The organism is Lactococcus taiwanensis, from assembly GCF_017068355.1.
In the GTDB taxonomy this organism is placed as follows: Bacteria; Bacillota; Bacilli; order Lactobacillales; family Streptococcaceae; genus Lactococcus; species Lactococcus taiwanensis.
The window spans coordinates 1,012,090-1,025,700 of record NZ_CP070872.1 but is presented as its reverse complement, the minus strand read 5'-3'; the positions used below and the strand labels follow the sequence as shown (position 1 = coordinate 1,025,700).

The following is a 13,611-nucleotide window of genomic DNA, read 5'->3' as shown; positions in this document are numbered from 1 at the left end:
CTTTTTTACTTCACTCCTTCAACAGGTCCCGGTGACGATACCCGATCGCTCCAAGAACCAATAAACACACAGTGAGGACCACTATAAGCACTACCACTCTCCAATTCATCTGCTCAACTGGAAGTTTTGGAATGTAGCTATAAATGCTTAATTGAGTGAGGAGTCTTGGAAAAGCTACGAGACGCCCTAAATAAGTCATCAACAGAATAAAACCAACATAGACCCAGATTAAATTTGCCCATCGTGGCATAAAAGCAATCAAGAGGGCGAGTAAAGCAAGAACAAAAACTGAACCCACGCTCCAAATCATTCCCGCCTGCATGATTTCTCCAAACCTCAGCGCATTTTCCATTCCAACCTGTGCAAAATATACACCAACAAGCGTAATTCCTTGCACGATAACTCCTGCTATTATTGCCAAGCAAACATAGCTGCCATACACCTTCACCTTAGAATAAGGAAAGGCATAAATCAAATCCAAATGCCCCTTACGCTCCTCTGACAATAGACGCAGTAAAAGTGAGACAGCTAACATCGTAATCAGTACTGACAAGATCGAAAATAAAGTAACCATAAAATTTCCCACCACTGCTGTTTGCGCATTCCCCACAAAAAGTTGCTTTACCAGTTTATTATGTGCGATGAAAGCGCCCATTTGCTCAAACATGGAACCATAGATAAGCCCCAGAATGAACAGGCCCAACCACCACCCCATAATCACCTTTCCTTCTAAGTACAATAGGAGAGTAAACAGACGACGAGGCCCCTTAAAAAAGGTCACACTTTTTCCTTTAAAATAGCCTGCTCCATTGTCACGTCGTCCTTCAAGAAAGAGTGCCGCTCCCAAGAGCAGTAAGGCAAAGAAAAGGGACAAAGCCACACCTAGACCGCTCTCCTTATTACTGACATAAGGAAAACCCAAATAAGACCATGAGAGAGGGTTAAACCATCCTAACTCCTGCTGATGTCCATCTGTAAAAAGACGCAGGAGATAAAAAATACCCAACAACGTAAAACTTAGATTTTTCGCAGAACGACTTTCTTGGAAAAGTTGTCCTATCAGCAAAGCAACCATTCCCCACAGCACCCCTTGTGTTGATGTAGAGAGGGCAAACAAACTGTTGCTACTCCACTGGTCAAGCCCAGCCACTCCCTGTCCTTGGAGACTCACAGTGATTAAAAAGGCTATGAGAACATGTAAGATCCACACTACAACAACCACCGCACTCGTGTTTGCCAATCTCCCAATCGGATAAGAGCGGAACAATTCAATCCTCCCTTCCTCTTCATCTCTTCTTGTACGGTTAAGCACATAGAGGATGGCGAGGCTGGCAAATACTAGCCCTGTAATCAAAGACATTGTTTGTCCAAAAATCGGACCTAACGTATAAGCACTTGGATTTTTAATCGGCGTCGGTCCAAACAAAGCTACCATTGCTGGGTTTTTGACAAACATCGCATATAAAACTACTGCAGTTGTAGGCTGTGCCGCAACTTCAAGTTTCCCAACACCTGAGGCTGTAAAAGCAACCATCCCTACTAGCCATAATAAGAGCGTGAATCGATCTCGTTTTACAAGCTTTTGGAAGAGAAATCCCGTCCTATAAAATATCCTTCTCATCCTCATTCCCTCCTTCATAATGTCGCATAAAGAGTGCTTCAAGGGTAGGTGGAGTGGCTTCCAATTGAAGGAGCTGATAGTCCAGTAAAACTTTCAAGATCTTTTCCAGTTGGTTAGCCTCCACCTGAAAGGAAGCTTTTTTGCCCTCTATCTTCAAATCATAAACCCCTGCTAAAGTTTTTAATTTTATAGGTTCTGTTTTTGTTTCGACACGATACTGGTAACGCGTAAGGTGACGTAACTGTGTAAGGGTACCGGTCTCCACGATTTCACCCTGCCGAATTACTGCTACACGATCCGCTAATTTTTCAACTTCCGACAAAATATGACTCGAGAGGATAATGGCTTTCCCGTCTGCTTTTAGACGTGCCACTTCTTCTTGAAAGACAGCTTCCATAAGAGGGTCAAGTCCACTTGTTGGCTCGTCAAAAATATAAAGCTCAGCTTCACTTGCTAAGGCAGCGATTAATGAAATTTTTTGTCGATTTCCTTTCGAATAGGAACGGATTCTTTTGCGTGGATCTAAATCAAATTTCTGAATAAGGGCTTCTTTTTTAGCACGCAATCCTTTACCATGCATGTTCAACAAAAGCTCAAGGGTTTCCCCACCCGTCAAATTGGGCCATAAGGACAACTCACCAGGAACGTAAGCAATCTTTTTATGAATATCAATCGCGTCACGCCAAACATCTTGACCAAAGATAGTCGCCTGACCGCTTGTTGCTTTGATGATACCAAGAAGGATCCGTAAAGTAGTCGATTTCCCTGAACCATTAGGACCAATATAGCCTAATACCTCACCTCTATTAACCTCTAAACTTATCTGTTTAAGAGCTTGGAACGCTCCAAAATTTTTTTGAAGTTTTTTTACTTCGACAATTTTTTCCATTGGCCATCTCCTTCTTTGTAGAGGATTTATAAAATTTTAGATAACGCTTTCACAGTAAATATTGTACGCTTTTATTGCTTAGAGTACAATTAAAAAGTAAGACTGTTCGGTGATTTTGACAATAAAAAAAGAAGGCTGCCCTTCTTTCTTAAATTTCCGTATTTTTTAGATTATTTGCTTGTTCAACAAGCTTTCTAATTCGATGATTAACCCCTGATTTTCCTAAAGGTGGGTCTAACATTTCTCCCAGTTCTTTGATGGTCGCTTCTGGATTTTCCAATCGAAGTCGAGCAATTTCCGTTAATTGCTCGGGTAATTGTTCTAGTTCTTTTTTTTCATTTAAAAAATGAATAGCTTCAATGGCCTCTTGTGCAGCAGTCACCGACTTGGTAATGTTAGCATTTTCAAAATTTGACTGCCGATTAGCGAGTCCTCGCATCTCTCGTACAATTTTGGCTTCCTCAAACTTTAGTCGGGCTTTCATGGCACCAATAAGCGTAAGAAAATCCATAATTTCTTCTGCCCGAGAAAGGTAGAGAATCCAACGATTTTTGCGTTCAATCACCCGCGCATTCAAGCCAAAGTCTTGGAACATGGTCTGTAAGTCCTCCGCATGTTCTTGATAGACATTGGCGATTGAAAGTTGATAATCTCCTTTTTCAGGATTATGGACAGAGCCTGCTGACAAAAAAGCACCTCGCAGATAGTCTTTTTTGATAAATTCATCATTTTTGACGAATTCAGGGACCCCGTTATCGAGCATGAGTGAATCTGCAAGACTCAACTCATCAAGCAATTCAGCGGCACCCTCTTCTACATAAACAGTATAAACCCGATTTTTAGATAAGGTGGTTTTCTGGTGAACGCGAATCTCTGCCCGAATCTCATAAAGTTCTAAAAGCATTTGATAGATATACTTCGCAGTCCCCGCATTTTCAGTCGTTATTGAGAGTGTTAATCCTCCGAAAATCCCCACTGAGCCATTCATCCTCACCAGAGCCAGCAAAGTTCCCGTTGTTGCTAAATTCCGGGTTAGTTCATTTTTAACATCACTTGTAAAACTCATATATCTACCTAAGATCCACGCCCTGTTGGTCTTTTTTCCTTCTCCTACACTTTTATCAATTTTTCACTGCAAGCCTTTTTCAAGAAAAGTGAAGAAGTTTTAGGACCCGCTTCACAGCTTAACCTCTTTACTTTGAGATAAGGCTACAATTTCACGGGCTACAGCTGCACCATCATGAAAGGCTCCCCCATCTCTTAACTCCAAAAAATTATTGGAGATAATATTGACTCCTTCTTCCTGTAAAGCCTTAAAATCATGGTCAACCTGAACCAAATACTCATCAAATTTATTCGTATTCATATAAGCTTCTGGTACTTCTTCAATATTAACTAGGACGGTATCAATGACTTTTGTTCCAATATGTTCATGAAGAACCCGTACATGATCAGCATCACTAAAGTGTTCCGTTTCTCCACGTTGAGTCATGATATTGCAGACATAGACAATCTTTGCGGATGTTTTCCAAAGGGCCTCACAAATTTCAGGGATGACAATATTGGGTAAGATAGAGGTAAAAAGTGAACCTGGCCCTAAAACAATAGTGTCAGCCTCCATAATTGATTTCACAACATTTCTTGAAGCAATCGGAGACGCACCAGAACTTGTCTGGGTTAGGTAAACATGATCAATCAAGCTCTTATAACCCGCAATATGACTTTCCCCTGCTACTTCATGTCCGTCTTTGAAGACGGCATGCAGGGTTAACGCTGCATCAGAGGACGGATAAATTTTCCCATCCACATGGAAAAATTGGGCGAGTGTTTGGATCGCACGATAGGTGGAGCCTTGCATTTCAGATACTGCAGCAATGATGAGATTACCCAGAGGATGTCCTGCAAGTTCACCATCGGACTGATCAAAACGATATTGTAAGATATCAGCATAAAACTTAGGCATATCTGACATGGCAATCAGGACATTACGTAAGTCTCCTGGGGGTGCAATACTCACTGCAGAACGTATCCGCCCTGAGGAACCCCCATCATCAGCTACTGTAACAATTGCAGTCAAATCAACTTTTTCTTTTCGGAGCGCTCTTAAAACAACAGGTATACCTGTTCCTCCGCCAATAACAACAACTTTTGGATTACTCATGAACGATTTACCGTTTCCTTTCTCCGATCTTTATCTCGATGACTTATATTAACATGCCAATCTTTTTGGAGCATTTTAGAAACACGTTCAGCAAAAGCTACAGAGCGGTGTTGGCCACCGGTACAACCAAAGGCGATTGTCAATACTGACTTTCCTTCTTTTTTGTAAGCAGGCAAAATTGGAACAAGCATTTTCATCAGATTTTGATAAAAAGCTTCTGATTGAGGGTGCTCCATTACATAATCATAAACTTCTTGATCGGTTCCATTTTTATCGCGTAGTTCTGAAATATAATGAGGATTTGGTAAAAATCGTACATCAAAGACTAAATCTGCATCCAAAGGCAATCCATATTTAAAACCAAAAGACATGATTTCAATTCTAAAATTGGATTCAGTATTCCCAGAGAAATTTTGTAAAATCTGAGCGCGCAGATTACGCGGTGTCAACTCACTAGTATCAATGACCACTTCTGCTAAATTTTTCAAATCTGCTAAAATTTCCCGCTCTTTAGTAATACCATCAAGCGTGCGGCCATCAATCGCTAAGGGATGACTACGACGTGTTTCTTTATAACGAGACACTAATTCGCTATCGTTGGCATCTAAAAAGAGTAATTTAAAATTAACACTTACATTATCTGTCAGTTCGGTAACAATACTTTGAATGTGATCAAAGAAAGCGCGTGACCGCATATCCACGACCATCGCCACTTTGTCAATTTTACTGTCTGGTGTTTTGAGTAATTCGACAAACTTTTCAATTAATGTTGGGGGCATATTATCAACTGTAAAATAGCCCATGTCTTCAAAAGACTGAATGGCTACAGTTTTTCCAGCTCCAGACATCCCTGTAATGATGACAATGTTTAATTTAGTGTTCTCCATTTTGAGCTCCTCTCAAATATCCATTTGTTTGAACTAACACATTCATTTTTTTCTGACCAGTTTGAAAGTAAATTTCCAGAAGTTTTAGGAAATAAACCTCAAGCCTTTAGGAAAGTAATTTTTGATGATTCCATTTACATTTTTAGCAAAACCAAGTCCATTACCTCCCACCGTTAATTGCACCCAACCTTTACTGACCGCCTTGTCAGTAGCAAAAGTTGCGCCAGAAACATAGTTTTGAAACTGTTCCTCAGAAATTTCTAAGCTTGTCGTGACTTCTGCTGGTTTTAAGGCCATACCCAAAGCCAAGGAGGGCTCAAATCTTTTTTTCTTGAAGACCCCTAGGTGTAAACCATTACGCGCTATTTTTAATGAAGATAAGTCTGGCAGGCCATCAGGTAAAAGATACAACTGATCACCGAAGACTTGCAAAATACCAGCTGACAGCTCTGTCAGTAGATAACGATGAGAAAAATCTTCCCAAAGTTGAACTTGTTCTCTCGTCAAATTAGATTTTCCTGATTTTACTTTCAGAGTTTCTAACTTTTTACCTGTGTCCACAAGATGAGCAACAAATTGGCCTTCCCCACGAAAACGATGTGGCCAACATCGGACAACCTCCGGCATATTAAGTCCTGCTTGTAAACCATTTGTTTTAGGGATGTCCTGCAAAGCTAGCTCAGGATAATTTTCTAAGATCCATCTTATGTTTGCTTCATTTTCCTCTGGTGCCCATGTGCAGGTCGAATAGATCAAATGACCACCTGGCGCCAACATTTTGAGGGCTTCTGTGATAATTTCCCGTTGTAATTCAGCACATTCAGCAGGATAATTTTCAGTCCAATATTGTATGGCCGAAGGGTTCTTTCGAAACATGCCTTCGCCAGAACAAGGTGCATCAAGAACAATTAAATCAAAGTAGGCAGGGAAAACACGCGCCAAACGCTCTGGCTGTTCGTTTAACACAATCGTATTGCGCGATCCAAAACGTTCACTGTTTTCAACAAGTATTTTGCTACGTTTATTAGAAATCTCATTCGATACTAAGATTCCTGTATTTTCTAAAAAACTGGCGAGATGCGTAGACTTACCACCTGGGGCTGCACATAAATCGAGCACCCGCATGCCCTTTTTGGGTGCTGCCACTTCGCCCACAACTTGGGCAGCAGGTTCTTGAGAATAGATTAGACCTGTCACATGCTCAATGGATTTCCCAGAGATTTTACCATAATAACCAAAGTGCTGCTTTGGAATTTTTTCAAACTTACTGACAGAGCCGTCAGTAGATTTTGGAGGGCTGATCAATAAATCTTTCGCCACTCTAAAACGTTCGTCAAGCTCTTTTAAAGGGTTGACGCGAAAAGCAGTTTGAACAGGTTGGTCAAAACTTGCGTGAAAAGCTGCAAATTCTTCCCCTAAAATCTTTTTATATTTTTCTAAAAATTCTACTGGTAAATCCATACAATCCTCATTTTAGTTTTATATCTTTAGATTGTCCTCAGCAATCTTTTTTTGTTAAAGCATTGGCGCGATGAGTCGTGCCAATCCTTCTTTGAAACGGACTATTTTTGAACGCTGCTCGTACCGCTCAAGCGTAAGCGCACGACTCAACTTCAAATCTTTAATAAAATCGTTACGCAGTTTTTGAGCAATGTCATAATTATAGATAACAACATTTGCTTCAAAGCACAGTTGGAGACTCCGATAGTCTAGATTTGCCGACCCAACAGAGGCGTATTCTCCATCAATAATCAACGTTTTAGAATGAACAAATCCATTCTCATACGTATAAACTTTTGCACCATACTTTACCAAATCCGCTGCATGAAAATAAGTCGCCCAATAGACAAGCGGATGGTCTGGTTTATTAGGAATCATCATTTTTACCTGAACGCCCGACAAAAGCGCAAGTTTCAAAGACTCATGCAATGCATCCGATGGAATATAGTAAGGTGTTTGGATGACAATTTCACGCTCCGCTCCTGAAATCATTTTCATGTAAGTCAGTTTGATCTGCTCTTTATCTTCATCGGGTCCAGAAGTTACCAACTGAGTGGCCACATGGCCTTGAGAAATCGCATCTGGGAAATAAGGCTCTCCCTGCGTAATTTCAAAATGATGTTGCGAGTTCCAATCCAAAATAAAGCGATGCTGCAAGCTATAAACAATATCTCCTGTCAAGCGTAAATGGTTGTCTCTCCAGTAACCGAATTTTTTTGTAACCGAAGCGTATTCGTTTCCCACATTAAATCCACCCGTGTATCCAATCACACCATCAATCACGACAATTTTTCGGTGTAAGCGATAATTAGTTCGTGGATTAATTAAAGGTAAAATTAAAGGAAAGAATTGAGCCACGCGCCCTCCCAATTCTTCTAATTCTTTAAATTTGGACATTTTAGTTTTATTAGAACCCCAAGCATCAATCAAAAGTTTGACCTCCACCCCGCGTTTGCGTGCTTCAATTAGGGCCTCATAGATTTCTTGTCCAACGTCATCCATCCGAAAAATATAATATTCCATGTGGATGTGATATTTAGCACGATTGATGTCTTCAATCAGTGCATCAAACTTTTCACGCCCATCATTAAAAATTTTAACATCAGTATTAGTAGAAATAATGGACTTTTCTTCCACATATAACATATTAATCAATTGACCAATGACAGGATTCTTACGCATCATATCAAGAAAAGCACGATCTGAATAGGCCTTCCTCGCATGACTATGTTGTTTTTCAAAACCAATTTGAAATCTTTTGCGGTCTTTAAAAATTCGGTAATGCGAAATTCCACGTCCGATCAATAAATATAATATAAATCCTAAAATGGGCAGTACATTAACGACAAATAACCATGACCAAGTTGATGATGTGGACTTTCTTTCCCTAAAAATAATCACAAACGATAACATAATATTGAGAAGAAAAATCATCAACTCAAATATTGCAATAAAATTCATATAATCTACTCCTACCCCCAGTTTACCTCTATTATTATAACAAAAAGTTGACCTTTTCTGTCATTCCTCTTCACTTTTGCTTAAAGACCACTCCTCAGCACCTTTTTCTCTTAAACTTCCTACAAAAAAAAGCGGATTTAACCGCTCCTTTTTTTGTAGCAATACATCTTGCTTATTTTGCTTTTTTCAATGCTCCAAAGAGAACTCCAGAGATAACAGCCCCAACTAAGATAAAGAGAAGATAAAGTAGAGGATTAGTAGAGAGTGCGATTGTGAAGATTCCACCATGTGGTGCCATCAACTTAATACCTGCTGCTCCAACTAAACCTCCAGCCACTGCTGCTCCAACGAAGAAGGAAGGAATTGCACGTCCTGGGTCACCAGCACCAAAAGGAATTGAACCTTCTGTAATGAAAGAAAGTCCCATTACAATATTTGTCAAACCAGCATTACGTTCTTCTTTTGTAAATTTATTTTTGAATAATAAAACTGCTACGGTTGTCGCAAGTGGAGGAACCATCCCACCAGCCATTACACAGGCCATAACGATTGAACCACCCGTTGATAATGCAGCTGAGGTCAACGTCCCTGTACCAAAGATGTAAGCCGCTTTATTGATAGGTCCACCAAGGTCAATAGCCATCATACCACCAACAACGATACCAAGAATCAAGGCCGATGCGCCGGATAAACTTGTCAAGAAATTAGATAAACCTGTATTAATCCAAGCCATTGGAATGTTGACAAAAAGCATCAAGAAACCAGTAATAAAGACTCCAAGCAATGGGAAAAGTAAGATAGCTTTAATTCCTTCGAGTGAAGCCGGCATTTTCTTAAACCATTTACGTAATAAAAGGATTACTCCTCCGGCTAAGAAACCACCAACCAAGGCACCAAGGAAACCTGATGGAATGTATTTATCAGCATTGGTGTGCGCAAAACCTTGGAAAGAAATCCCAATTTGTGCCATGTAACCCGCTACAAAACCTGCGACCAGCCCTGGTTTATCAGCAATAGATTGGGCGATAAATCCAGCAAGGACAGGAAGCATGAAGTTAAAGGCTGCACCACCGATTGTCTTAAAGTAATAAGCAATTGGATGATAGACCCCTAGTTGGGAAAGTTGACTTTGAGGGACACCCATCAGTTGGTCAATGAGGAAAGCCAAGGCTATCATAATCCCACCACCAACGACGAATGGTAACATTGCAGAAACCCCACCCATCAAGTGTTTATAGAATTTTTGTCCCATCGTTTGTTGAGAAGAGGAGCTTTGAGCAGAAGTATCTTCTGAACCGTCCCCTTGATAAATCGGTGCTTTACCCGATAAAGCTTCATCAATCAGGTGTTCCGTCTCACGAATGGCATGAGCGACGGGCACTTGTACCATCTGTTTACCAGCAAAGCGATTCATTTCAACTTTTTTATCAGCTGCGACAATTACTGCATCAGCTTTTTTAATATCTTCATCAGTTAATTTATTATCAATACCACGGGCACCATTGGTTTCGACTTTAATACCAACGCCCATTTCCAGCGCTTGTTTCTTGAGTGCTTCTTCAGCCATATAAGTATGGGCAATCCCTGTTGTACAAGCTGTTACTGCGACAATATAATGTTCAGCATTTTCAACGGTTTGAACTTCTTCTTGTTTTTCAGAAAAAAGTTCAATGACTTGCCGTGGGTACTCTACTTTACGAAGACGGTCTTGGAAACCATCTTTCAAGAGATAAGTAGACAGTTGCGCCAAGGCTTCCAAGTGAGTGTCGTTTGCTCCATCAGGTGCTGCAATCATAAAGAAAAGATTGACTGGTTGTCCATCTAACGCTGCATAATCAACTCCTGTTTTTGATTTTGCAAATAACACAACAGGTTCATTAACTGCGATATTTTTACTATGCGGCATTGCAATCCCATCACCAAGTCCCGTTGATGTTTGGGCCTCACGCTTCATGATTCCTGCTTTGAATGTATCAAAATCACTGACATAACCTTCTGATACTAATTTGTTGACCATTTCATCAATAGCAGCTTCTTTGCTGTTAGCTTTCAGGTCAAGAATCATAACCTCTGTTTTTAATAGATCTTTAATTTCCATTAGTCCACCTCTGAAATATTTACTTTTTGATAGATTTCATCCAAGAATGATTGGGTAGGCATATTCTCTGAAAATGCCTTTGCTGTACCACACGCAATTGCCTGCTTAAATGCTTGAAACGCGTCTTTAGTCTTGCTATATTCAGCCAAGAATCCAGCAACAGTAGAATCGCCAGCCCCGATTGAATTTTTTAACTCGCCTTTAATTCCTGCTGCGAAATAAGTTTTTTCTGGAGTAAAAAGATATGCACCATCTCCTGCCATAGAAACAATGACTTGCTGTGCTCCCATCTCAAGTAACTTTTTACCATATGGGATAATCTGATCATTTCGTTCAAATTTGACATTGAAGATGCCTTCTAATTCTTCACGATTTGGTTTGATAAGGAGCGGATGATCTGATAAGGTCTCTAATAATTTATGGCCATCCACGTCCATGACGAAGGTCGCTTGATGTTCTTTGACTTTTTGAATGAGTCTTTGATAAAAATCTTCACCCAATGTTTTAGGAATTGTTCCAGCAAACACCACGATATCATCGGCTTTCAAAACCTCGAATTTGTCAATAAAGGCCTGTATCTCCTTTTCTTGGAGTTGAGGTCCCGCAGCATCCAAGCTTGTTTCATCTTTGAGCGTCTGGAGCTTTACATTAATTCTAGTTAAGTCTTGAATAGCTGTAAAATCAGAATGAACCTTATTTTCTGTAAGAAAATCTTTTATGTATTGTCCAGAAAAACCTCCGAGAAAGCCCCAAGCTGTGTTATCAGCTTTTAAAAGACTCATCATGCGACTTTCCATTATTCCTTTGCCTCCGGCAGAAACCTGTGTTTGGCTTGTTCGATTGACTGCGCCACTTTCAATTTCTTCATAAGTCATGAAGTAATCGAGTGCAGGGTTAAGGGTTACTGTGTAAATCATATTTCTCCTTTTATTTGATAAGTTATGAACTCATCAGTAATTCTATCTATTTTTCACTAATCAGATGGACCTCATCAGTTTCGGCAAATTTAACAAAACTCATCTGACCGATTTTGGAAGCATCTGCTAAAACATAGGCACTTTGACTCTGTTTTACAGCCAAAGCTTTAATCGCTGCTTCTTCATGGTCGGGAGTCATTGCTCCATGATTTTCATCGAAAGCATTAGCTCCAAGAAATGCTGCATTGAATTGATAATGTGAAAGCTGCTCTAATGCCTGACTTCCAATAATTGCATCCGTAACTTTTTTGACACGTCCTCCTAAAAGATAAACAATGAGGCGCTCATCAGTTAATTTTGTAAGATGGGTTACTGAATTCGTGACGACAGTCAGATATAGATGTGACTGACTGATTAATTCTGCAAGAAGGCCTGTCGTCGTTCCCGCATCCAGAAAAATAATATCCCCATCCTTGATTTTGGATAAGGCTTGTTGTGCAATTTTTGTTTTTTCTTGAATGTTTTTGGAAGTTTTTTCAGATATACTCAATTCCCCAGAAAGGTTTTGGGTAAGTTCAGCTCCTCCATGCACCCTTCGGAGACGCTTCTCTTTTTCTAATTCATTTAAGTCCCTTCGAAGCGTTGAGATAGAGCCTTCGATCACGGGCAATAATTCTTCAATTGTTGCGCGCTTTTTGATTTTGAGATAATCAATAATTTTTCTTTTGCGTTCACTCGCTAACATTTCCATCTCCTGAATTCGTTTACAAAAAATATTATAGCACCTTTTTCTTTCAAAATCAATCACAAACTATCATTTTCTTTCAAAAAACACCAAAAAATAAAGCTAACATAAATAGCTTTATCCCTCTGATGGTTTTTCAAGTGTTCGCAATAGAGACAACGCAGAATGAACATAATATTTTACCGCTGTAGCTAAAGTTTCATCTTTTATTGTCATCTCTGGAAAATGAAGACCGGGCGCTTCTGGAGCATTCGAGCCAATAAAAGCAAAAACGGAAGGGGCTTGTGTTCGGTAATGCGCAAAATCTTCACCTGCACTGGACGGTTCAGTTGATGCAATAGGGCCATACCAACCTGCCAAACTTTCTCGAACAATGGCAGTTAAATTGGGATCATTGAAAGTAAGTTCAGCATCCATAAGCCAAGCAACTTCTGCACTAAGTCCCACTGTTTTCGCTGTGAGCTCGGCTATTTCAACAAAACGTTTCTTGATCAGTTGTCGACTCTCACTGTCAAAACTACGTATCGTTCCTTCAAAATAGCCCTCATCAGGCAAAACATTCCAAGTATTACCAACATCAATATGCGTAACTGATACCACCGCAGCGTGTAAAGGCGAGAGGTTACGTGCGACAATTTGTTGAAGATTTTGAACGATTGTACTTATGCCAAGAACAACATCAGTCCCCTCTTGAGGATAGGCGGCGTGACTCCCACTTCCACGCACCACCACCCGAAACCGATCGACTGCCGCCATCATTGCTCCTTCTTTTAGTCGGATCTCTCCCGCTTGTAGAGTAGGCATATTGTGATAGCCGACAAAAGCTTGTACATCATTAACTAAACCACTTTTTAGAACTTGTAAAGCTCCTTGCCCAATTTCTTCTGCAGGTTGAAAGATGAGCTTAATCGTCCCCTTAAATCTTTCTTTTTTAAGAAGTTTTGCGGCTCCTAGAAGACTCGTCATATGCAAATCATGTCCACAAGCGTGCATTCTCCCTTTGTATTTAGAAGCATAAGGCAGTTCAGTTTTTTCGAGAATGGGCAAGGCATCTATATCCGCACGTAAAGCAATGACAGGCCGGCCTGAACCAATCTGCGCGACTACCCCCGTTTTCAGATCTCCTTCTAGTATTTCAATATCCCATTGCTTAAGTTTTTCTCGGATAAAATGTGTCGTTTGAAACTCTTTTTCTGAAATCTCAGGATGTGCATGAAGATATCGACGCGTTTCTATGAGTTCTTGTTCAAATTTTTTATCAATTATCATAGTGCTATTCTATCAAAAATAACGAAAGACTCGCCTTCGTTATTTGCATTGAGGTCATTTAGT

Annotated in this window: 11 protein-coding genes; all 11 read right to left on the bottom strand. The window is 40.1% G+C overall.

Annotated elements, in window-relative coordinates; genetic code table 11:
• Positions 1-10: 10 nt before the first annotated feature.
• A complete protein-coding gene (locus JW886_RS05095) occupies positions 11-1,621 on the bottom strand; it encodes an ABC transporter permease (protein ID WP_205871461.1) in 1,611 nt (536 codons plus the stop codon).
• Positions 1,602-2,510, bottom strand: coding sequence for an ABC transporter ATP-binding protein (locus JW886_RS05090; RefSeq protein ID WP_205871460.1), 909 nt, complete (start codon positions 2,508-2,510; stop codon positions 1,602-1,604). The genes JW886_RS05095 and JW886_RS05090 overlap by 20 nt, the downstream gene beginning before the upstream one ends.
• Positions 2,511-2,658: 148 nt before the next feature.
• The gene (gene whiA, locus JW886_RS05085; protein WP_075524594.1) at positions 2,659-3,576 is read right to left on the bottom strand and encodes a DNA-binding protein WhiA; all 918 of its coding nucleotides are present in this window, start codon (positions 3,574-3,576) and stop codon (positions 2,659-2,661) included.
• A 111-nt stretch (positions 3,577-3,687) separates the two neighbouring features.
• Positions 3,688-4,671 carry a gluconeogenesis factor YvcK family protein gene (locus tag JW886_RS05080; protein ID WP_205871459.1) on the bottom strand — a complete coding sequence of 328 codons (984 nt, stop codon included), beginning with the start codon at positions 4,669-4,671 and terminating at the stop codon, positions 3,688-3,690.
• Complete coding sequence (gene rapZ, locus JW886_RS05075) at positions 4,668-5,558, bottom strand: RNase adapter RapZ (RefSeq protein WP_205871458.1); 891 nt, start codon at positions 5,556-5,558, stop codon at positions 4,668-4,670. The genes JW886_RS05080 and rapZ overlap by 4 nt, the downstream gene beginning before the upstream one ends.
• Positions 5,559-5,642: 84 nt before the next feature.
• Positions 5,643-7,019, bottom strand: coding sequence for an RsmF rRNA methyltransferase first C-terminal domain-containing protein (locus JW886_RS05070; RefSeq protein WP_205871457.1), 1,377 nt, complete (start codon positions 7,017-7,019; stop codon positions 5,643-5,645).
• A 54-nt stretch (positions 7,020-7,073) separates the two neighbouring features.
• Positions 7,074-8,519, bottom strand: coding sequence for a cardiolipin synthase (cls, locus tag JW886_RS05065; RefSeq protein ID WP_205871456.1), 1,446 nt, complete (start codon positions 8,517-8,519; stop codon positions 7,074-7,076).
• Between the two features lie 172 nt (positions 8,520-8,691).
• Positions 8,692-10,617, bottom strand: a complete 1,926-nt coding sequence (locus JW886_RS05060; protein WP_205871455.1) for a PTS fructose transporter subunit IIABC — start codon at positions 10,615-10,617, stop codon at positions 8,692-8,694.
• Positions 10,617-11,534: a 1-phosphofructokinase gene (gene pfkB, locus JW886_RS05055; RefSeq protein ID WP_205871454.1), complete on the bottom strand. Its 918-nt coding sequence runs from the start codon at positions 11,532-11,534 to the stop codon at positions 10,617-10,619. Before pfkB ends, JW886_RS05060 begins: the two co-directional genes overlap by 1 nt.
• 46 nt (positions 11,535-11,580) lie before the next feature.
• The gene (locus JW886_RS05050; protein ID WP_075524587.1) at positions 11,581-12,279 is read right to left on the bottom strand and encodes a DeoR/GlpR family DNA-binding transcription regulator; all 699 of its coding nucleotides are present in this window, start codon (positions 12,277-12,279) and stop codon (positions 11,581-11,583) included.
• Positions 12,280-12,396: 117 nt separating this feature from the next.
• A complete protein-coding gene (locus JW886_RS05045) occupies positions 12,397-13,545 on the bottom strand; it encodes an amidohydrolase (RefSeq protein ID WP_205872484.1) in 1,149 nt (382 codons plus the stop codon).
• Between the last annotated feature and the right edge of the window lie 66 nt (positions 13,546-13,611).

Bases quoted from the DNA above. Each gene is read 5' to 3' on its own strand.
- whiA (WP_075524594.1), bottom strand. From the start codon at position 3,576: ATGAGTTTTACAAGTGATGTTAAAAATGAACTAACCCGGAATTTAGCA.
- JW886_RS05050 (WP_075524587.1), bottom strand. From the start codon at position 12,279: ATGTTAGCGAGTGAACGCAAAAGAAAAATTATTGATTATCTCAAAATC.
- cls (WP_205871456.1), bottom strand. From the start codon at position 8,519: ATGAATTTTATTGCAATATTTGAGTTGATGATTTTTCTTCTCAATATT.
- JW886_RS05080 (WP_205871459.1), bottom strand. From the start codon at position 4,671: ATGAGTAATCCAAAAGTTGTTGTTATTGGCGGAGGAACAGGTATACCT.
- JW886_RS05095 (WP_205871461.1), bottom strand. From the start codon at position 1,621: ATGAGAAGGATATTTTATAGGACGGGATTTCTCTTCCAAAAGCTTGTA.
- JW886_RS05060 (WP_205871455.1), bottom strand. From the start codon at position 10,617: ATGGAAATTAAAGATCTATTAAAAACAGAGGTTATGATTCTTGACCTG.
- rapZ (WP_205871458.1), bottom strand. From the start codon at position 5,558: ATGGAGAACACTAAATTAAACATTGTCATCATTACAGGGATGTCTGGA.
- pfkB (WP_205871454.1), bottom strand. From the start codon at position 11,534: ATGATTTACACAGTAACCCTTAACCCTGCACTCGATTACTTCATGACT.
- JW886_RS05070 (WP_205871457.1), bottom strand. From the start codon at position 7,019: ATGGATTTACCAGTAGAATTTTTAGAAAAATATAAAAAGATTTTAGGG.
- JW886_RS05090 (WP_205871460.1), bottom strand. From the start codon at position 2,510: ATGGAAAAAATTGTCGAAGTAAAAAAACTTCAAAAAAATTTTGGAGCG.